The following is an 18793-nucleotide window of genomic DNA, read 5'->3' on the forward strand; positions in this document are numbered from 1 at the left end:
AAATCTATCTGTTAATAATTACACTTTTTAATTGTTCTACCTTTGTTGGTTTCCAGCCTTGTTCTTCTACCCAAATTAAATACACACGGTAAATCTGTGTATTATCTTCTGTAGAAACTGTTGCTTCTACTTTTTCCGGACTTCCACCATTTCCTACCCAATGTGTAACCATGCTATTTTTATCTAAACCCGTTACCTGCGTAACAGCAGTCTCGATTTCTTTTCTATCTTGAGAACCTTCATTATAGTTTGTTGTATGCGTTCCTTTTTGTTCTGTTCCAATTGGCTTCCAATCACCTGTAAAAGCTTTCACGACATTATCATCTGACGATTCAACTTGTTCTGTTTCCACTGAACTATTATCTTCAGCTTGTTCTTCCTCTTTTATATTATCTTGTTCATCTTTTTCATTATCAGAAGACTGGGTGTTGTCCTCATCATCTTCTACTCTAGTAAATTGATCGTTGTTATCTCCTTCCTTACTATCTTCTGTACCGTTATCTTCTGCTTCTGCCTGTTCATTGGAAGTATCTTTATTCTCTTCTGAGGATTTATCGCCACCGCCAAACATCCAAAATCCCAACAGAATGAGGACTAAAACAGCACCTATAATAAGAAAAATTGATATAGATTTAGTATTTTTTCTTCGTTTTTCAAATTTATCTACACGGGAAACTCTATCAAAATCACCCATTATCTCAACCCTCCCATAATTACCCTACTATCATATCATATTTAGTATAAGAATTAATATGCTTAGCATATAACAATTTATGTACTAACTACAAATTTGCCTTTTGTATTAAGCCAAACCTTGCTTATGTGAAATAATTGTTTTTTGTATTAAAGGATCGACTCCCAAACTTTTTTCATAAAAGTGAGTCAATCCATAAGAGCCCTCATAGTTGTTGAGCGTAAAAAGATAGTGAACGCTTTGGCTCACTATCTTTTTGCTTACTTATTCAACTTCGATAATCTTTACAAATATTTCTCCACCAGGAGTAGCTACAGAAACTTCTGAACCAACTTCTTTTCCGATTAAACTCTGTGCCATTGGGGAATCATTAGAGATTTTACCTTCAAATGGATCAGCTTCAGCACTTCCAACAATGGTGTATGTTTCTGTATCACCATCAGGAAGTTCTTGGAACGTCACAGATTTACCTAATGAAACAATGTGCGGGTTTTGATTATCATTTTCTATAATAACTGCATTACGAATCATTTTTTCCACTTGTGCAATTCGAGATTCCACAAAAGCTTGTTCGTCTTTTGCAGAATCATACTCTGAATTCTCGGAAAGATCACCGAAGTCTCGAGCCACTTTTATACGTTCAACCACTTCTTGACGGCGTTCTGTTTTTAGATAATGCAATTCTTGTTCTAATTTCTCTTTCCCCTCTTGAGTCATATAATAGCTTTTTTCTACAGTCATTCTAACCACTCCTTCTTCTTCCTTCAATATATCGTCGTCATACTAATGTAATTTGACATGTTTCTTTTTAGGCTATGCTCAAAACTTTAGTTCTATCTTCTCACTTTAAGTACAATTACAACATTGTACATGTTGTTTACTACTTTTTAACTTATATTTTTTGAGCACAAACTAATAGGAGCTCGACGAAAATGTAAGCGCTCCATTTTTCAAAATTATACTAACCATTACTATGGCAGAATTCGAATATTTTTTCAATACTTTTCATTAAATTTATTACTATGTTTCAAAAGGATATTTTCTATTTTAGTTGCCATAATGTCAATGGCTACATGATTTTGTCCACCTTCTGGAATAATGATGTCAGCATAACGTTTACTCGGTTCAATAAATTGTAAGTGTGATGGTCTGACTTTATGAATATATTGCTCAATTACAGAATCTAATGTTCTTCCACGTTCTTTTATATCACGCATAAGCCTGCGAATAATTCGTAAGTCCGCATCTGTATCAACAAAAACTTTAATGTCCATTAAATCACGTAGCCGTGGATCTTCAAGAATTAATATCCCCTCTAAAATGATTACATCTTTTGGTTGTACTTGAATAACTTCTTGAGAGCGTGTATGCATCTTATAATCATAAACGGGCTTATCTATCGTCTCACCGCTTAATAATTTATGCATATGCTCAACTAATAGGTCATGGTCAAAAGCTAATGGATGATCGTAGTTGGTATTTAAGCGTTCTTCGAATGGGAGATGGCTTTGATCTTTATAATAATAGTCCTGTTCAATAACTAAAATGGTTTGCTCTAAAAAGCGCTGGCATATGGAGCGTGTAACAGAAGTTTTTCCACTTCCGCTTCCACCTGCTACCCCAATAACTACTGGTTGATGATGCATCGAATGGTTTCTCCCTTCTAACTCTGACTCTGTTTGCTACTAATTGCTACACCATCTCCTATAGGTACTATAGTCGTGGTAAACAATGGGTGTTGCATTAGCCAATGATTATATTCATTGATCTTTTCCACCATTTTTTTATATCTAGATGGAACGATACGTTCGTTGGCAACATATCCTCGGAATAAAACATTATCCGTAATGATAATACCTTCATTTGCTAGTAAGGGTGTAACAAGCTCAAAAAAACGACGGTACTGGCTTTTAGCAGCGTCGATAAATATTACATCAAAAAATGCTTCGTTTTGCAAGTTTTTTAGTACTTCTAAGGCATCCCCAGATAAAATTTTTATCTGCTGTTCAACTTGGTGAGCACGAATATGCCCCTTGGCTTCTTGATATCTTTGCTCATCTTTTTCTATGGTTATAATTTCTGCATTAGGTTGTGCTTCCAGCATGCGTAAAGCAGAATAACCAATTGCTGTACCGATCTCTAATATCCGCTTAGGCTGTTTTAGACGAATGATTTGTTGTACAAAATGCATACTTACTACATCCATAATTGGCACATGATCATTTTTGGCTTTTTTTTCTAACCTTTCAATGGAAGCAGTTCGTTTTGGTATCATTTTTTCTAAGTAATGACCACTATTGCTGTCGTTCATTACAATCCCCTCTACCTTCTAAAAATTGCATTTATCCCCCTATCCATAAGACCGGGGGATAATATGCCTCAATTTATATGTTTTTGCTTGTTCTTATTATGTTGTTCTAATGTTTCTGCATAATAGATATTTCCATCTTTATCATGTAAGAAATATAAATTCTTCGATTCCTCAGGGTGAAGAGCGGCTTCAAGCGCGGTCTCGGAAAAATTACCAATCGGACCAACAGGAAGACCTTCTATATAATAAGTGTTATATGGTGATTCAATTTCTAAATCTTCATACAAAACTCGGTCTTTATGTTCCCCTTGCGCGTATAAAACAGTTGGATCTGTCTGAAGTTTCATCCCTTTTTCTAACCGATTAGCAAATACTCCTGCTATTTTCTTACGCTGGTCTTTGGCGCCCGTTTCTTTTTCAATAACAGAGGCAAACGTTATAGCTTCGTGAACAGTATAATTTTGCTCATTGATGACATCTAAATAATCGGAAAGCACGCTTTCTGTCTTTTTTAGCATCTCATCGACAACTGCTTCAACACTAGGCTCTTCTTCAAAGAACTCATACGTTGCGGCAAATAGATACCCTTCTAGTGGTGAACGAATCTCTGGGTTCAAAATATCTTCTAGCAGTACAGATGGATAGCGTTCCATTAATGTCTGAATATAATCTGGATCATTTACTTTTTCTAAAAACTCTTTTTTGGAAAAAGGTAATTGTTCTGCATAAATTTCTGCTAACTCTTCTATCGTTTTTCCTTCAGGTATAGTAACCGTATAGACAGGTTCTGCCAATAATTTACCACTTTTTAATGAATCGACAATCTCACTTAGCTCCATATCTGGAGTAAATACATAATCTCCCGCTTGAAAGCTGGACTCATTATTAAATTTTAAGTAAAAGCGAAATATTAGTGCATTCTTAATCACACCATTATCTTCCAATATATTAGCAATATTAGAGGATGAAGATCCAATTGGTATTGTTACCTTAATCTCTTCTTTACTGTCAGGATGAACAGGTTCTAATGCAGATTTCACATATAAGTAACCTGAAGCACCCCCTATTACCAATATAATTAATAGCGTCATAATAATGATCGTTACAATTTTGCGAACCGTTTTAGCTTCTTCACTGCGAGCCTTGAGGTTGTCCTTAAATTTGCTGGTTTTGATCTGCTTGGACATATATCTTCCCTCCTCATCCGCTATATTATACTAAAATATGCTATTAGATGCCATTATTTTTGTATAAATATCCTTTGTTTAGATTTTTACAAAGGGATTTATGTCCAGCCTTCATCAATTTTCATTAGAAAAAACTTGGCTACCGGTAAGTCTTTATGGCATAAAACACCGTCCAATTTGTTGTTAACTATAAACCAATGAATGCTTAACATTATATTCTTTCCTATAGTGGCACAAAGGCGCAAGCGCCCGTTCAGCAACGTAGCGACTGGAACGAATCAACGAAAGTTTTAGGAATCATGCTCCTGCAACAGGAGTATGCCGGCGCTCTCTGGCAAGCCCGTCTTTAGTCGGCATTCCTATTTAGAACGAACCAATGATGACTTATCGTAAGGCAATGGAGTGAAGTCGCCTAGTTGCTGGACGCTGGAGCCGGACGTGGCTAAATAACTTAGTTAGTTTATCCACAGCTGCAAAATTTTTTAATTTCCTAGACAACAAAAAAAGAGCTAATGTCAAAAATGACATTAGCTCAAAATTACTATACTAAAGCTTATTCTTCATTTTCCTGCTCTGCCAAGGTATTTAGCATCTCTTCTACCATTTCCCACTCATCGTCTGATTCGATTGGAAATAATGATAAATCATCCTCATCTTTTTCTTCATAGCGAAATGCGTACACTTCCACTTCTTCTTCCTCCGATTGCTCTACAGGTGTTACTGCAATGTAAGACTGATTCGTATCGTCCAAATCAAATGTAAACAATACCTCAAAAAGATGTTCTTCGCCATTTTCATCTGGGATAATAATTCTTTCTTTTTCTTCTAATGCCATTATTCCACTCCTTTATTTTTGGTCAAGATAACCTTGCAAAATCATCACAGCAGCCATCTTATCAACGACCTTTTTTCGTTTTTTTCTACTAACATCTGCTTCTAACAATACTCTTTCTGCAGCAATTGTCGTTAAACGCTCATCCCAGAGTTCTGTTGGGATTTGAAACTTTTTTTCCATATGTTTTGCAAAAATAATGGAAGCTTCACCACGTTCACCAATCGTTCCATTCATATTTTTCGGTAATCCAATAATAGCCTTTCCAACTTCGTGCTCTGTTATAATTTCGCCCAAAGCGTCATCCGCTGAAGTTAAAACATTCTCATTCCACTTAATAGTTGTAATTCCTTGTGCAGTCCAACCTAAAGCGTCGCTAACAGCAACGCCAATCGTTTTGGATCCTACATCAAGCCCTAATATCTTCATTTATCTACCTGCCCTCTGTTGCTCTAAATAAAATTTAACCAGTTCTTCAATAACTTCGTCTCGTTCAATTTTACGAATTAGATTACGAGCGTCATTGTATCTTGGAATGTAGGCAGGGTCGCCGGACAGTAAATAGCCAACAATTTGATTAATTGGGTTGTACCCTTTTTCTTGGAGTGCTTCGTGTACTTTAAACAAAATCTCTTTCACATTCTCTTCAAACGGTTCCTCTGAAAAATTAAATTTCATTGTTTTATCAATTGAACTCATCATGACACCTCGATTTTGGAATCATTATCTTAGAACAAGAATTAACCGATATGCTTCTCTCCTACTATAGTAACATGTTTAGACAATGAATTATATCTTTTTTATATCCTAAATTATATATTAGTTTTGCTTCTCTTTAATATAAAGCTTTGCAGCATGTAGTGCTTGTTCAATTTTAGACGGGTCTTTTCCTCCAGCTTGTGCCATGTCAGGTCGGCCGCCTCCGCCTCCCCCACATGCTTGTGCTGCTTTTTTAATCAAATGTCCAGCATGATAGCCTTGTTCGATTAAATCTTTGGATACACCTGCTGCTAGCTGTACTTTATTATTATTTTCCATGGCTAATAGAATCATACCTGAATCAAGTTTTTGTTTTAAATCATCTACCATATTCCTTAATTGGTTCATATCTCGCACATCTACATGTTTTGCTAAAACACGAACTCCGTTTATTAAATCAGCCTCTTCCAGCATGCTGGCAGTTTCTTTGTTTGCTAATTTAGCTTGTAGAGATTCCGTTTCTTTTTGTAATTGTTTTATTTCATTATATAGTCCTTCAATTTTTTCAGGCACTGCTTCTTCTTTTGCTTTTACAAGTTGGGCCGCCTGTTGTAACACGTTTAATTTATTTGACATAAAATGATAAGCTTGCTTACTTGTTACTGCTTCTATGCGACGTGTTCCAGCACCTATTCCACTTTCTGTTACAATTTTAAATAGGCCAATTTCAGCTGTATTAACAACGTGACAGCCACCACATAATTCAATACTATAGTCGCTAATTTGAACGACACGAACTACATCTCCATATTTTTCCCCAAAAAGGGCCGTTGCTCCCATCTTTTTCGCATCTTCCAGCTTTTCTGTTGTGGTTTCTAATGAAATAGCTTGCCATATTTTTTCATTTACAATCTGTTCAATTTGCTTTAGTTCTTGCTTAGATACGGCTTGGTAGTGAGAAAAATCAAAACGTAATCGTTCAGGTGCTACGAATGAACCAGCTTGGTTAACATGTTCTCCAACCACATCCTTTAAAGCTTGATGTAACAAATGAGTTGCCGTATGATTTTTAACAATAAACGATCTCTTCGATTCATCCACTGTCGCTGTAACCATCTCACCTACTGAAATACTACCCTTTTCAATAAATACTCGATGTATATGTTGTCCTTTTGGAGACTTTTGTACATCTTTTACAGATCCAAGCGCATATTCTGTACGAATCGTACCATGATCAGCAATTTGCCCCCCACTTTCTGCATAAAAAGGTGTTTGGTGTAAAAACAAGTACACTTCTTCTCCAGCATTTGCTTGCTCTACTTGTTCTTCCCCTTGGATGATTGCAGCAACAGTAGTATCCTGTTCTAAGTTGGAATAACCCACAAACTCGCTTAATACATCAATATTCGCTATCGCACCTCCTTGCACCTGCATAGAATCGACTTTTTGACGTGCTTTTCTTGCTCTTTCCCTTTGTTTTTCCATTTCTTCCTCAAAACCTGCTTCATCGATAGTAAACCCCTGTGCTTGAACATATTCTTCCGTTAGTTCTTTAGGAAAACCATACGTATCGTATAAACGGAACACTTCATAACCAGGGAAAATGGTACTACCTCGTTGTGTTTCACGATCCATAATAGTTGTTAATATATCTAGACCATCATGCAATGTTTCATGGAATTTTTGTTCTTCTGCTCTAATCATATCTTTAATGAATGCTTTCTTTTCCACTACTTGCGCGTAAAAGTCTTGCATGATTTCTGCCACTATATCAACAAGCTCATACATAAACGGTTTTTCAATGCCGATCTCTTTCGCAAAGCGTACTGCCCTACGAATGAGGCGACGTAACACATACCCTCTTCCTTCATTCGATGGGACCGCTCCATCGCCAATAGCAAAGCTGACTGTGCGTATATGATCAGCAATTACTTTAAAAGCCGTATCCCCTGATGAAGTCTCACCATATTTTACAGATGCTAAAGCTTCCGTTTTATTTATTATCGGCATAAATAGATCTGTTTCAAAATTGGTTGGAACATTTTGAATGACGGACACCATTCGTTCAAGACCTAACCCCGTATCAATATTCTTTTTTGGTAGCGGGGTATACGTATCATCTGGGTTATGATTGAATTGGGAGAATACAAGATTCCATATTTCTAAGTAACGATCGTTTTCTCCTCCTGGATACAACTCAGGGTCATTCGAATTATTACCATATTTTTCACCACGATCATAAAATATTTCGGTGTTGGGACCACTTGGCCCCTCTCCAATATCCCAAAAATTTTCTTCAAGACGGATGATACGCTCTTTGGGTAATCCAATGGTGTGCAACCAAATATCATACGCTTCATCATCTTCGGGATGTACAGTGACGGATAAACGATCTTCTTCAAATCCAATCCACTTGTCACTTGTTAAAAATTCCCATGCCCATTCGATTGCTTCTTGCTTAAAATAATCACCTATCGAAAAGTTTCCGAGCATTTCAAAGAACGTATGATGTCGTGCAGTAAATCCTACATTTTCAATATCATTTGTACGAATTGATTTTTGAACATTAACAATTCGAGGGTTCTCTGGAATAACTCTACCATCAAAATATTTCTTTAATGTAGCGACACCACTATTAATCCATAGTAACGTTGGATCATCTATTGGCACAAGAGATGCACTTGGTTCCACTCGATGTCCTTTCTCCTTAAAAAAATCAAGAAACATTTGCCTCACTTCTGCTGACGTTAATTGCTTCATATAATTTTCCTCCTATACCATTATGTATGTTGGATCGAAGTTGTTCTGAGAAAACAATACATCTATTAAAAAACTTTACTTAATACTATTTTGGAAAATAAAAAGAAACATGTTTGTCTATTTAAATAGAAGAGATTAAAAAAATCCCCTCTCTGCACTTGCAGGGACGAGATTGATCGCGGTACCACCCTTATTATGAACACAACAGTATTCATCACTTGTTGTTGATAACGGTATACAAACCGGCGAGGATGAACCGCACTCCAGAACAGCTTTCCATGATGTGAACTTTAAGGGTTCTTGCAGCCTAAGGAACCCTTTCTCTACAAAAGCATTAATCATGTACTCAGAACCTTCAACGCATTTTAATGATAAACCTTGTTAAGCGCAATTATAGAATAAGGCAGACATAAATGTCAACTAAGAGGTGCAGAGTCTCTTTCTTGCTTAGAAGTAGAATGATAATCCTTCCATATAAATAAATGCTTGATAATTACTTTTAAAATAGTCATTAATGGCACTGCGGTAATCATGCCAACGACACCAAACAACTGCCCACCTAGTAATAAAGCAAAAATGATGGCAGCCGGGTGAATATTAATACTTTTTCCAACAATATACGGGGAAAGTAAATTACTTTCTATCAACTGAATAATAAACACGGATAAAATGACAAAAACAACCATATTCCCTGAGATAGTAAAACCTATAGCTACTGCTGGGACCGCTCCAATAATAGGACCAAAATAAGGGATTAAATTTGTTATCCCCATAATGATGGCTAGTAGCAACGCAAAATCAAGTTGCAATAAAAATTTAAAAATAACAAAAGATGTCAGACTTACAAAGCCACAAACAATTAATTGCCCCCTAATATAATTGCCTAAACTGTCATCAATTGCATGCCAAATTTGGCTACATGGAGATCTAAACCTAAATGGAATTAGCTGTTTCCCGTACTTTTTTATTTTTTCATAGTCTTTTAAAAAATAAAAAACAAGTACAGGTATAACCGTTAAAAAGATGATGAGATCAAAGACCTTTGTAAACCCACTCATCAATCTTTCTAAGAGTTGATCGAGTGTGTTCTCCATTCGTAACAAGAATTGGTCAAATTTATCATGCACATTTTCCGGTAAAAAGGATGTATACTCATAAAATTGGTAAATCATTTTTTCATACATTTTCATTAACTGTGGAAACTGCTCATTTAAATCTCTCACTTGAACAACAACCATTGGATAAATACGATATATGAAATAGGCTGTTAAACCAAAAAAAAGCAGGTAAATAATTAAAACTGCCACTCCTTTAGGAATGTGGTACTTATGTATTGCCTGCACAACTGGGTATAATAGATAAGCAATTAAACATGAAATAACAAATGGAGCTGCTACATGCCAGAAAAGTAAAAATACTGCTTTATAGAAAGGAAACAATTTAATCATTAAGTAAAAAAACAGGAAGAGCAGAATGCCAATTAATAGAAAATAGAGGAAGTTCAAGCTTTGACGACTATTAAACATGGCTAACTTCCTCCAAAAGGTAGCGTGTAATCAAACCTTTAACTATTTCCATATAATCTTCTTTCTTCCTCATTAAATAAGTCATTGAGCGAACTTAATGATCCGTCTACTTCCACTTGATGTAAAAGCAGTGTATTATTTTCTACCGTCATCTCAACAAAACACGTCCAACAGTAGTATTGCCGAATTCCTATTTTACCAATATCTTTCCCATTACAATTCGGGCATCGCATGTCGTTAATACTCCTTCTGGTTTTCACTGAATACTAGTTATTTATCATGCTAACCCATTTCAAATAAAAATATACGTTCCTTCTTACATAAAGTCATAAGGGGAAAGATTAGAATCATCCTCTTCCAAATTTGCATGTATATTGGATTCATGAAGCACAGTTAGTTTTTCCATGAGCTGTTGTGTCAGTGTTGTATAGCGATGGATTTTATTTTTTGTCGCTACACCGTATAAAAAAGCTTCTTGCTCACCACAAATAATTAATGATTGTTTACTTCTTGTTATTGCGGTATATAATAGATTCTTTCTCAGCATGCGTTGATATGTCCAAGCAACAGGCATGATGACAATAGGAAACTCACTACCTTGTGATTTATGAATGGAAATACAATATGCCAGCATAATATTACGGTAGTCTTTCCGCTCATAAACAACTTCACGATCTTCATAGGCAATGACGAGCTGTTCCTCTTGTTCCGTGTTCTCTTCTTCTCGAAATATAGCAACTACTTCTCCAATATCGCCATTATATACACCATCTTCGGGCTGGTTAACAAGCTGTATAACCTTATCACCTGTTCGAAAAATTGCTTCTTGTGTGCGAACTTCTCTTTTCTGGTCTGTCTTTGGGTTAATTACTTGTTGAAGCTCTTGATTTAATTTAGTAATTCCCGCTTCTGAACGGTACATAGGAGCAAGAACTTGAATATCTTTCGCTTCAAATCCTTTCTCCAAAGCTTTCGTAAATATTTTAGTAATGACATGTCCCATTTGTGTTGTTCCGCATTGGATAAAGTTAAAATCATGATCTTTCCCTAAGTTTATCGGCTCATCTCTTTTTATTTCGTGAGCGAGTTGAATAATTTTTGAGCCTTCTTTTTGTCGATATACTTCCGTCAGCCTCACAAATGGTATTCGATTTGTCTTTAGCAAGTCTGCTAAGACTTGCCCTGGTCCAACAGAAGGTAATTGATCTTCATCCCCTACAATTAATACTTGCATATCATCTGGGATAGCTTTAAAAAGATGATTAGCTAACCAAATATCTACCATAGAAAATTCATCTATAATAATAAATTTACCACTTAGTTGTTCATGCTCATTTTTTTCAAAGGTTTGGTTTCCATCCCATCCTAATAAGCGGTGTACAGTCATCGCTGGTAGCCCCGTAGATTCATTTAATCGTTTTGCAGCTCTTCCTGTTGGTGCAGTTAAAACGAATGGAAAGTCACTTTTATATTCGTAATCTTTTGGCTGTAAAGATAACTCATGAATATTGGCATACGCTTTTAGAATACCTTTTATAACAGTCGTTTTACCTGTTCCTGGACCGCCCGTTAGAATCATAACCTTTGCATGAATAGCTTGGTTAATCGCTGTAAACTGTTCTTTTCCATAGGATAAAATTTCTTCTTCTTCAATACTGCCAATAATTTTCATAAGCTCAGCTATCGGTGTTTGATGCTCGATTGGTTTTTGTAAAATGCGCTTTAATTGAGAACTAAATCCATCCTCCGCATAGTAGAGAGAAGGTAAGTAGACATTGCCATCTTGGAGAATTACTTGTTTATCTTTATTTAAAGCTGTTAAAGTTTCTATTACCATTGCTTCCGTTAATTCTTTCGTGTTTAATAGCGAACAAATAGATGAAATGCAAACATCCATTGGCAAATAAACATGTCCCTCTTGAATAGAAGTTTGCAAAATATAGATGCAACCTGCTCCTATACGAGTCGGATGAGTAGCTGGAAGCCCCATTTGTCTAGCTATTTCATCGGCAGTTCGAAAGCCAAACCCATCAATATCAAACACAAACTGATACGGGTCAGCTTCTAATAATTGAACTGCTTCATCTTTATAGTTTTGATAAATTTTTTGTGCCATTTTCAAACCAATATTATATTGTGCTAAATAGACAGCAACATGTTCAAAGCCTTGATTTTCTTGTAAAGTAACACGTAATTGATCGGCTGCTTTCTTCTTTAGTCCAGCTATAGCATTCAATGCTTCAGGATCATCAATAATTTTAGAAATTGCATTTTCACCTAATTGCTCCACAATCTTGGCTGCTGTTTTTTTTCCAATCCCATAGAATAGATCGCTGGATAAATAAGCTACTAAACCATCCTTCGTATCTGGAATAAATGTTTTATATGAAGTTACTTTATACTGAGTGCCAAATCGCGGATGTTTATCAAATACCCCAAAGAAATAATAGCTAGTTTCCGGCTGCAAATTATAAAAATAACCCTTTATGACAATTGTTTTCTCCTCAAGTGTTTCATTTGTATCTAACACCTTAATTTTAGCAATCGAAAAATGCTCCACTTCGTTTGTGAAAATCAAGTGAAGGAGTTCACCCCGAATATAGCTTTCATTCTCGGCTGGCTGTTTGATCTGTTCCATCCAAAACACTCCATCTTCTTCCTATGATTCATGAAGGTAGGCTTGTACATTCTTGCGACCATTGGCAGCTAAAATATGGTCAGGCTGAATGCGCAATGCTTCCTCAAAATAGTTCAACGCTCTTTCTACCTGTTCTCTAAATAAAGCTATGACGCCTAAATTATAATATGCATCACTATGTTTTTGATTCAACTGAAGAACCTTATGAAAAATTTCCTCCGCTTCTTTTACATGCTCACATTGGGCAAGACTTAATCCATATTGGAAGAGGAATTCTTCTTCCTTTGTATTCAGTTCAGCAGCTCGCAATAAATATGGTAATGCTAATTTATGATAACCCTGTTGTTGAAATGTCATCCCTAATAAATAATAAACATCTGCTTCCTTTAATCCTAGGTCTATCGCTTGCTGTAAATGGTTTTGCGCTTTCGTGTATAGCAACTGCTCATAAAACAAATTTCCTAAACCGTAGTGAGCAGTTGCTGCATGTGGATCTAATTCAATCGCTTTGGCAAAGAAACGTTGTGCTCGCTTTGTATCTTGCATATGCAAAAGTAGATTCCCAAAATTAGTATACCCTACGGGGTTCTCTGGGTATTCTTCTATAATTTCTGCAAATAATGACGCAGCCTCTTCCAACTCGTTATTCTGCATTGCTTGTATCGCTAGTTTTAACTTGTTCTCCATTGTAAAAACTCCTTGTTAACCTACATAATCAAGTTGGCATTCACGCTTAAAAATTTTATCAATTGTACCGCCCCCAAGACATATTTCTCCATCATAAAACACGACAGCTTGCCCAGGAGTAATAGCACGTTGGCTTTCTTTAAAAACAACATGAACTTGATTATTATCCAACAATGTTACCGTTACTGGACTATCATCTTGACGATAGCGAAATTTTGCAGTACAAGTAAACACCTCGTTTATTTTATCCGATTGGATCCAATTTACATCTGTTGCAGTCAGAGCATCAGAAAACAGCTTTTTATTACTATACCCTTGCTCTACGTATAATATATTTTTGGCTATATTTTTTCCAACTACAAACCACGGGTCACCTGCACCACCAATACCAAGACCTTGCCGCTGTCCTATTGTATAGTACATTAAACCATCATGGCGTCCTTTCACTACGCCATCTAACGTTTGCATTTCTCCAGGCTGAGCAGGTAAGTATTCACTTAAAAATGCTTTGAAGTTCCGTTCTCCAATAAAGCATATACCTGTACTATCTTTCTTCGTTGCCGTTGCAAGGTCATTTTCTTTAGCTATTTTCCGTACCTCTGATTTCGGTAAATGACCAAGCGGAAACATAACTTTTGATAGCACATCTTCTGTTAGTTGATTCAGAAAATACGTTTGGTCTTTATTGTCATCTATACCACGCAACAATTCAAAGCGCCCTTTCTGTTCACGAACTCTGGCATAATGACCAGTTGCAACATAATCAGCACCTAATGACAATGCATGGTCCATAAACGCCTTAAATTTTATTTCTTTATTACACATCACATCAGGGTTAGGTGTTCTACCTGCTTTATATTCATCTAAAAAATAGGTAAACACTTTATCCCAATATTGTTTTTCAAAATTAACGGCATAATAAGGAATATCTAATTGGTTACATACTCGGACAACATCTTCAAAATCCTCTGTGGCGGTACAAACACCAAATTCATCTGTATCATCCCAGTTTTTCATAAAAATCCCCACTACATCATAACCTTGTTGCTTTAACAATAAAGCTGCTACCGAAGAATCTACACCTCCACTCATACCTATAACTACTCTTGTATCATGATTCATTGTAATCATCCTTTTACTAATTAAATAACATTTTTCTTAATACATGTTGTATTGCTGACCTTTACCTTATAGATTGAGTCAGTCTCGTAACGCTCTTAGCTACTCTTTTAGTAGCAGTCTGAATGTTTTCTGGAGTATTAGCTAGGCCAAAACTAAATCGAACCGAATTTGTCGTGTGTTCATCCCCTGAACCGTACATCGCTGTTAACACATGTGAGGGTTCTACAGACCCTGCCGTACACGCACTACCACTAGATGCAGCAACACCATCGAGGTCTAAATTAGTTAAGAGTGCTTCTACAGCCGTGTTTGGAAAGCTTATATTTACAATCGAAGCGACTGTATTCTGTTCGTCACCATTTATTTGAAAGGCAATGTCTTGTTCCTGTAAGCCGTTGATAAATTGCTGTTTAAGAGCTTGGTATTGTTCCACTCGCTCAATTCTATGTTCTACTGCTAATTCAACAGCCTTTTCAAAGCCTACGATTCGAGCAACATCTTCTGTTCCTGCACGCCGTTTTCTTTCTTGCTCTCCACCATATTGCAAGGATTGTAACTGTACGTCTTTATTCGTATATAACAAACCGATGCCTTTTGGACCGTTAATTTTATGGGCAGATACAGTTAGTAAATCAACACCTAATTCACGAACATCAATAGCAAGTAAACCAAAAGCTTGCACAGCGTCCGTATGCAAGTAGGCTTGATGATGCTGCATTTGTTCAGCAATTTCTTGAATGGGTTGGATTATGCCTGTTTCATTATTTACATACATTACGGAAACGAGAATAGTTTCGCTTGTCAATGCATCCATGACATCCTCAACCGCAATTTTCCCTTGTCTGTCTACAGGTACATAGGTGACACGAAAACCTTCTTTTTCCAAAGCTTCCGCAGTGTGTAATACCGCATGATGTTCCTGAGCAGTTACAATAATATGATTTCCTTTGTCTCTATTAGCTCTAGCTACGCCAACTAAGGCTAAATTATCCGCTTCTGTTCCTCCACTTGTAAAAATAATTTCTTTTTCGTTAGCGCCCATACGTTTAGCAATATGGGATCTAGCGCTATCTACAAGTTGTCGCGCTTTTCTTCCAAAAGCATGCACGCTGGATGGATTCCCAAAAGTCTCTTTTTCTACTTCACACATGCGTTTTAATACTTGTGGATGAACGGGTGTCGTTGCCGCATGATCCAAATATATATGTTCCAAGAAAATCTACCCTTCCTAAAATTAAATATAAAACATATAAGCATCTTGTGGTTCATCATCATTATGCTCAGCTAAATCTTTTAACGTCGTCGTGTCCAATACGTCTTTAACTGCATCGCGGATTCTTCGCCACAAAGCTTGCTTTGCTGGTTCTTCATTTTCTATTCCTTCTACAGGCGTAATCGGGCCTTCTAATACACGAATGATGTCACCAGCTTTTATATCCATCGGTTCCTTAGCCAATACATAACCACCATATGCACCGCGAATACTCCGAATTAAGCCGGCATTTCGTAATGGTGAGGCTAGTTGCTCTAAATAATGCTCCGATAATTGATTTTCCTTCGCTATTTGTTTCAGAGAAATAGGACCTTTGCCATGACATTTTGCTAGATGTATCATAAGAGTAAGACCATATCTTCCTTTGGTTGAAATTTTCATATATAACACCTCAATTAAAATAACGTTCCACACTTTCTCATACATGTTATTATAGCATGGAATACAAAAGTATTGCATACGATGCATTTCATTCGTATGTGTATTACAATGTCAAGTTAGATAAGTAATTTATTATTATATTATAAAGGGCGGTATAAATGAAACAAAAACCACTTGCATTTCAAATGAGACCTGAACATATTGATGAAATTATTGGTCAAGAGCATTTAGTTGGCGAAGGGAAAATTATTCGTCGGATGGTAACTGCTAAGCGACTTGCATCCATGATATTATTTGGACCGCCTGGTACGGGAAAAACATCCATGGCAATAGCCTTGGCAAAAAGCTTAGCAATGCCAGTAAAAACATTAAATGCAGTAACAGATAAAAAAAGAGACATGGAAATTGTTGTGGAAGAAGCAAAAATGACAGGACAATTGGTACTCATTTTAGACGAAGTACATCGTTTAGATAAAGCGAAGCAAGATTTTTTGCTCCCACATCTTGAAAGTAATTTAGTAATTATGATTGGTTGTACAACAAGCAATCCTTATCACTCCATTAATCCTGCGATTCGCAGCAGATGTCATCTGTTTGAATTGCATCGACTAACAACGGAGCATGTCAAGCAAGCAATTCAACGAGCATTAAAAGATGAAGTAAACGGCTACGGCAGCTCGTCCATTTACATTTCTGAGAAAGCATTAGATCATTTTGCGTTTAGTGCTAACGGAGATCTGCGTGCAGCATTAAATGGGTTGGAACTAGCGGTAGCATCCACACCAGAGAATGAGGAGAAACAAATTTCTATCACCTTAACAACAGCGGAAGAGTGTATGCAGAAAAAGAGCTTTTCACATGATAAAAATGGTGATGCACATTATGATGTGCTTTCTGCTTTTCAAAAATCCATTCGTGGAAGCGATGTTGACGCTGCACTTCATTATTTAGCCAGATTAGTCGAAGCTGGTGATTTAGAAAGTATCGGGCGGAGAATGGTTGTAACTGCGTATGAAGATATTGGATTAGCCAATCCACAAGCAGGACCACGGACGTTAACAGCTGTACAAGCTGCGGAAAGGCTGGGCTTTCCAGAAGCTAGAATCCCATTAGCTGTTGCAATTATTGAACTTTGTTTATCTCCAAAATCCAATTCAGCCTATAAAGCTTTAGACAAAGCTTTACAAGATGTACGCAGCGGAAAAGGCGGAGAAGTTCCTGCCCATATTAAAGATGCTCATTACGCTGGTGCACAAACATTAGGAAGAGGAACACAGTATCAGTATCCACACGACCATGAGAGTGGTTGGGTAAGGCAACAATATTTACCTGAGGCAATCAAACATAAGCAATACTATGAACCTAAAGCTACAGGAAAATTTGAACAAGCTATGAAACAAGTTTATGAGAGAATAAAGAAAGATTAGAAAAACTTGGCTTGTCGCCAAGTATTATGGTGAAAGCTATTATTTTTTTATACGATAAACCCTAAAATTTATACTTTCTTTTAGTATAAATAAAATTTCAGGTATAAGTTGAAACTTCTTTGGTAACAATAAAAGCAAATATGATCTTGTATACTATTTTTCTCAAACTTTGGTTGTTATTAGAAAACATGACGCTTCACCAATTTTGACGGGAAAGCTATTGTTTTTCTTAATATGATAAAACCTAACAGTTTATATTTTGTTACAGTAAAAAAGGAGTGGAAACAAAATGGCTAAGGTCAGACAAGATGCATGGTCACATGAAGATGATCTATTATTGGCAGAAACCGTCTTACGTCACATTAGAGAAGGAAGTACGCAACTGAATGCTTTTGAAGAGGTTGGAGATAAATTAAATCGTACTTCTGCCGCTTGTGGGTTTCGTTGGAATGCAGAAATACGCAATAAGTATGTAAATGCTATTGATCTCGCAAAACGCCAACGAAAAGAAAAGAAACGGGCTATGGCTAGAGCAGAAAAAGCAGAACATAAACCAACCCTTGTAGCTTCATCAGCTGCAAAACATCAAGAGGCGGAGCAGTTTCAAACATCAACTGAAACTCCTATAAACGCCAATTCTTTCAATTCTCACATAACAATGGATGAGGTCATTCATTTTTTAAGAGAATTAGAAAAGCAATCGTTACATTCAAATCAATCACAAGCATCACTTGAACACGTTCAAAAAGAAAAAGAAGAATTACAGAAGCAAGTAGATAGATTGACTCAAGAATTAAAACAAACAAAATCGCAATTAGCGACGATGCAGGAGGACTATCAAGCATTTATTCAAATTATGGATAGGGCGAGAAAAATGACTGTGTTAGAAGATCAAGATATGAGGACTGCACCAGCATTCCGAATGGATAAAAATGGGAATTTGCAACAATTAGCGCAAGGATCTAATTGAATGTATGCAAGAACTGAAAAACCTACATTACTAAAGGAAAATTCCTTTAAGCAATGTAGGCTTTTTTATCTCCCGATCGTGCCGTCCAGTATAAAGTTTTAATCCCGCTCATGGCAGGTGGGTGCTCTGTTCTACATATATTGTGCTTCCTGTAAGTAAGGCGTGCACGCAACATAGAAACCAACAAGCTCCCTTTTATAAAGGTGTTCGGTCAAAACGCTTTTTCATGGACGAACACATCAGGATCGACTTTATTGTAAATTTATTTTAACATGTCGCTTCTGTA

The 18793-nt window shown here is 36.5% G+C and carries 18 protein-coding genes, 1 other RNA gene and 1 other annotated feature; of the genes, 2 read left to right on the forward strand and 17 right to left on the reverse strand.

Features of this window, described 5'->3' with window-relative positions; genetic code table 11:
• Positions 1 to 4: 4 nt before the first annotated feature.
• The 16 genes from BUB45_RS01780 to cymR form a co-directional block, all read right to left on the reverse strand.
• Positions 5 to 694, reverse strand: coding sequence for a DUF1510 family protein (locus BUB45_RS01780; RefSeq protein ID WP_073004559.1), 690 nt, complete (start codon positions 692 to 694; stop codon positions 5 to 7).
• Between the two features lie 264 nt (positions 695 to 958).
• Positions 959 to 1435 (reverse strand): transcription elongation factor GreA, encoded by a 477-nt coding sequence (gene greA / locus BUB45_RS01785; protein WP_073004561.1) that lies wholly within the window; start codon positions 1433 to 1435, stop codon positions 959 to 961.
• 254 nt (positions 1436 to 1689) lie between these two features.
• A complete protein-coding gene (gene udk / locus BUB45_RS01790; protein WP_073004563.1) occupies positions 1690 to 2340 on the reverse strand; it encodes a uridine kinase in 651 nt (216 codons plus the stop codon).
• A gap of 17 nt (positions 2341 to 2357) precedes the next feature.
• Positions 2358 to 3005: an O-methyltransferase gene (locus tag BUB45_RS01795; RefSeq protein WP_073004565.1), complete on the reverse strand. Its 648-nt coding sequence runs from the start codon at positions 3003 to 3005 to the stop codon at positions 2358 to 2360.
• A gap of 68 nt (positions 3006 to 3073) precedes the next feature.
• Positions 3074 to 4192, reverse strand: coding sequence for an endolytic transglycosylase MltG (mltG, locus tag BUB45_RS01800; RefSeq protein WP_073004567.1), 1119 nt, complete (start codon positions 4190 to 4192; stop codon positions 3074 to 3076).
• Between the two features lie 553 nt (positions 4193 to 4745).
• Positions 4746 to 5027 carry a DUF1292 domain-containing protein gene (locus tag BUB45_RS01805; protein WP_073004569.1) on the reverse strand — a complete coding sequence of 94 codons (282 nt, stop codon included), beginning with the start codon at positions 5025 to 5027 and terminating at the stop codon, positions 4746 to 4748.
• Between the two features lie 12 nt (positions 5028 to 5039).
• Positions 5040 to 5453, reverse strand: a complete 414-nt coding sequence (ruvX, locus tag BUB45_RS01810; RefSeq protein WP_073004571.1) for a Holliday junction resolvase RuvX — start codon at positions 5451 to 5453, stop codon at positions 5040 to 5042.
• Positions 5454 to 5723 carry an IreB family regulatory phosphoprotein gene (locus BUB45_RS01815; RefSeq protein WP_073004573.1) on the reverse strand — a complete coding sequence of 90 codons (270 nt, stop codon included), beginning with the start codon at positions 5721 to 5723 and terminating at the stop codon, positions 5454 to 5456.
• Between the two features lie 120 nt (positions 5724 to 5843).
• Entirely contained in the window at positions 5844 to 8483 is a 2640-nt protein-coding gene (gene alaS / locus BUB45_RS01820) for an alanine--tRNA ligase (protein WP_073004575.1), read from the reverse strand.
• Between the two features lie 159 nt (positions 8484 to 8642).
• Positions 8643 to 8851: a binding site (T-box leader), on the reverse strand.
• A gap of 48 nt (positions 8852 to 8899) precedes the next feature.
• On the reverse strand, positions 8900 to 10009 hold the full coding sequence (locus BUB45_RS01825) for an AI-2E family transporter (protein WP_073004577.1): 1110 nt from the start codon (positions 10007 to 10009) through the stop codon (positions 8900 to 8902).
• A 38-nt stretch (positions 10010 to 10047) separates the two neighbouring features.
• The gene (locus BUB45_RS01830) at positions 10048 to 10242 is read right to left on the reverse strand and encodes a hypothetical protein (protein WP_073004579.1); all 195 of its coding nucleotides are present in this window, start codon (positions 10240 to 10242) and stop codon (positions 10048 to 10050) included.
• An 83-nt stretch (positions 10243 to 10325) separates the two neighbouring features.
• Complete coding sequence (gene recD2, locus BUB45_RS01835; RefSeq protein WP_073004856.1) at positions 10326 to 12647, reverse strand: SF1B family DNA helicase RecD2; 2322 nt, start codon at positions 12645 to 12647, stop codon at positions 10326 to 10328.
• A gap of 21 nt (positions 12648 to 12668) precedes the next feature.
• The gene (locus BUB45_RS01840; protein ID WP_073004587.1) at positions 12669 to 13334 is read right to left on the reverse strand and encodes a tetratricopeptide repeat protein; all 666 of its coding nucleotides are present in this window, start codon (positions 13332 to 13334) and stop codon (positions 12669 to 12671) included.
• A gap of 15 nt (positions 13335 to 13349) precedes the next feature.
• The gene (gene mnmA, locus BUB45_RS01845; RefSeq protein ID WP_073004589.1) at positions 13350 to 14456 is read right to left on the reverse strand and encodes a tRNA 2-thiouridine(34) synthase MnmA; all 1107 of its coding nucleotides are present in this window, start codon (positions 14454 to 14456) and stop codon (positions 13350 to 13352) included.
• A gap of 61 nt (positions 14457 to 14517) precedes the next feature.
• Positions 14518 to 15669 carry a cysteine desulfurase family protein gene (locus tag BUB45_RS01850; RefSeq protein ID WP_073004591.1) on the reverse strand — a complete coding sequence of 384 codons (1152 nt, stop codon included), beginning with the start codon at positions 15667 to 15669 and terminating at the stop codon, positions 14518 to 14520.
• A gap of 21 nt (positions 15670 to 15690) precedes the next feature.
• The gene (gene cymR, locus BUB45_RS01855) at positions 15691 to 16110 is read right to left on the reverse strand and encodes a cysteine metabolism transcriptional regulator CymR (protein ID WP_073004592.1); all 420 of its coding nucleotides are present in this window, start codon (positions 16108 to 16110) and stop codon (positions 15691 to 15693) included.
• Positions 16111 to 16268: 158 nt separating this feature from the next.
• On the opposite strand from cymR, the gene BUB45_RS01860 reads away from it, so the two are divergent.
• Together BUB45_RS01860 and BUB45_RS01865 are read left to right on the forward strand one after the other, a co-directional pair.
• Positions 16269 to 17537, forward strand: coding sequence for a replication-associated recombination protein A (locus BUB45_RS01860; protein WP_073004594.1), 1269 nt, complete (start codon positions 16269 to 16271; stop codon positions 17535 to 17537).
• Between the two features lie 289 nt (positions 17538 to 17826).
• Positions 17827 to 18507, forward strand: a complete 681-nt coding sequence (locus tag BUB45_RS01865) for an RsfA family transcriptional regulator (RefSeq protein WP_073004596.1) — start codon at positions 17827 to 17829, stop codon at positions 18505 to 18507.
• Positions 18508 to 18572: 65 nt separating this feature from the next.
• On the opposite strand, the gene ssrS is transcribed toward BUB45_RS01865, so the two are convergent.
• A non-coding RNA gene (ssrS, locus tag BUB45_RS01870) (6S RNA) lies at positions 18573 to 18756 on the reverse strand.
• Between the last annotated feature and the right edge of the window lie 37 nt (positions 18757 to 18793).

Origin of the sequence: Virgibacillus chiguensis (assembly GCF_900129865.1) — a bacterium.
Taxonomy (GTDB): Bacteria; Bacillota; Bacilli; order Bacillales; family Amphibacillaceae; genus Virgibacillus; species Virgibacillus chiguensis.

Coding starts and splice junctions, on each gene's coding strand:
- BUB45_RS01780 (WP_073004559.1), bottom strand. CDS start 694: ATGGGTGATTTTGATAGAGTTTCCCGTGTAGATAAATTTGAAAAACGA.
- greA (WP_073004561.1), bottom strand. CDS start 1,435: ATGACTGTAGAAAAAAGCTATTATATGACTCAAGAGGGGAAAGAGAAA.
- udk (WP_073004563.1), bottom strand. CDS start 2,340: ATGCATCATCAACCAGTAGTTATTGGGGTAGCAGGTGGAAGCGGAAGT.
- BUB45_RS01795 (WP_073004565.1), bottom strand. CDS start 3,005: ATGAACGACAGCAATAGTGGTCATTACTTAGAAAAAATGATACCAAAA.
- mltG (WP_073004567.1), bottom strand. CDS start 4,192: ATGTCCAAGCAGATCAAAACCAGCAAATTTAAGGACAACCTCAAGGCT.
- BUB45_RS01805 (WP_073004569.1), bottom strand. CDS start 5,027: ATGGCATTAGAAGAAAAAGAAAGAATTATTATCCCAGATGAAAATGGC.
- ruvX (WP_073004571.1), bottom strand. CDS start 5,453: ATGAAGATATTAGGGCTTGATGTAGGATCCAAAACGATTGGCGTTGCT.
- BUB45_RS01815 (WP_073004573.1), bottom strand. CDS start 5,723: ATGAGTTCAATTGATAAAACAATGAAATTTAATTTTTCAGAGGAACCG.
- alaS (WP_073004575.1), bottom strand. CDS start 8,483: ATGAAGCAATTAACGTCAGCAGAAGTGAGGCAAATGTTTCTTGATTTT.
- BUB45_RS01825 (WP_073004577.1), bottom strand. CDS start 10,009: ATGTTTAATAGTCGTCAAAGCTTGAACTTCCTCTATTTTCTATTAATT.
- BUB45_RS01830 (WP_073004579.1), bottom strand. CDS start 10,242: ATGCGATGCCCGAATTGTAATGGGAAAGATATTGGTAAAATAGGAATT.
- recD2 (WP_073004856.1), bottom strand. CDS start 12,647: ATGGAACAGATCAAACAGCCAGCCGAGAATGAAAGCTATATTCGGGGT.
- BUB45_RS01840 (WP_073004587.1), bottom strand. CDS start 13,334: ATGGAGAACAAGTTAAAACTAGCGATACAAGCAATGCAGAATAACGAG.
- mnmA (WP_073004589.1), bottom strand. CDS start 14,456: ATGAATCATGATACAAGAGTAGTTATAGGTATGAGTGGAGGTGTAGAT.
- cymR (WP_073004592.1), bottom strand. CDS start 16,110: ATGAAAATTTCAACCAAAGGAAGATATGGTCTTACTCTTATGATACAT.
- BUB45_RS01860 (WP_073004594.1), top strand. CDS start 16,269: ATGAAACAAAAACCACTTGCATTTCAAATGAGACCTGAACATATTGAT.
- BUB45_RS01865 (WP_073004596.1), top strand. CDS start 17,827: ATGGCTAAGGTCAGACAAGATGCATGGTCACATGAAGATGATCTATTA.